This window comes from Paenibacillus forsythiae T98 (genome assembly GCF_000520735.1).
In the GTDB taxonomy this organism is placed as follows: Bacteria; Bacillota; Bacilli; order Paenibacillales; family Paenibacillaceae; genus Paenibacillus_AQ; species Paenibacillus_AQ forsythiae.
This window is the reverse complement of the sequence record NZ_ASSC01000127.1, coordinates 1-1,087: the sequence shown is the minus strand read 5'-3', so window position 1 is coordinate 1,087 and position 1,087 is coordinate 1. Positions and strand designations below refer to the sequence as shown.

Below are 1,087 nucleotides of genomic sequence, written 5' to 3'. Positions count from 1 at the left end.
GGACGGTTACGGCCGCGTGGCCGCACGCTACGGCTCGATGATTGACCGTCTGAACGGCCAGGCAGGGAATGTGGCCGAGCAGGAAGACAGGCAGCTGGGGTGGAAGCTTGAAGCGATCCAGGAGCAGCGCGACGCGGTGCAGCGGATGTTTGAGGACGGAACCCTGGGACGCAGAGCCACCGCCCAATTGCGCTGGTTTGTGGATGAGCTGGAAATGTCGATTTGGGAAGATTAGAGATGAGCCGCGAAGAGCCGCCCTTCCCTGGACCTTGGGTTCAGGGAAGGGCGGCCTTTGGATTGATTCAGAGCGGACATTATCCGCGAAGGCTCTCAGCCCCTGCTGCGGCGGAACATCTGCCCTAGCACCTCGCTGAGCACCAGCCCCGTGGCGATGGCTCCCGAGAGCAGAAAAGCCTGAACGGCGGCCTGCATCGCGGTCGCATAATCGTCTTCGACGAACCGGCGCATGGCATCGTAAGCGAGGCCGCCCGGCACGAGCGGAATAATGCCGCCTACGCTGAAGATGATGACCGGCATTTTGAATGATCTGGCAAAAATCTGGCTGACCGCCCCGACGATCACTGTGGCGAAGAAGGTGGCCACGACGGATTTCCACTGGGGATCGAGCAGCAGGTATACCATCCAGCCCAGCATTCCGGCCAGCCCGCATTGAAAGAGCGTGCGTTTGGGTGTATTGAACAGAATGCAGAACATGGCGGAGGCGATAAAGCTGGCAATAAGCTGCAGAATCATGATTGTTCTCCTCTTGAGTAAGACTACGAAACGAAGGACAGCACAAGTCCGATCCCGGTTCCGATGGCAAAAGCGGTCAGGAACGCCTCGGCTCCCTTGGACAGTCCCGATATCAGGTGGCCGGCCATCAGATCCCTGACGGCGTTCGTAATCAGCAGTCCCGGTACGAGCGGCATGACCGAGCCGATGATAATCTTGTCCGTCTCCGCCCCGGCGCTAGCTTGAACGAACAGAAAGGACAGCAGCCCGATCAGAGCGGACGCGGTAAGCTCGGCAAAAAATTTAATTTGCACGAGCCTTTGCAAATAAACAACGGCGGCGTAGCCAAGCCCCG

Annotated in this window: 2 protein-coding genes and 1 pseudogene; 1 reads left to right on the top strand and 2 read right to left on the bottom strand. The window is 58.9% G+C overall.

Annotated elements, in window-relative coordinates; translation table 11 throughout:
* Nucleotides 1–235: pseudogene (locus tag L692_RS32390) on the top strand (Na+/H+ antiporter); the annotation flags it as partial.
* Nucleotides 236–330: 95 nt separating this feature from the next.
* Here the strand turns inward: L692_RS32390 and L692_RS0104630 are convergent.
* Both L692_RS0104630 and L692_RS0104625 read right to left on the bottom strand, forming a co-directional pair.
* The gene (locus L692_RS0104630) at nt 331–756 is read right to left on the bottom strand and encodes a threonine/serine exporter family protein (RefSeq protein ID WP_269636712.1); all 426 of its coding nucleotides are present in this window, start codon (nt 754–756) and stop codon (nt 331–333) included.
* Nucleotides 757–776: 20 nt separating this feature from the next.
* A partial coding sequence (locus L692_RS0104625; RefSeq protein ID WP_025697617.1) for a threonine/serine exporter family protein occupies nt 777–1,087 on the bottom strand: 311 nt, incomplete at its 5' end.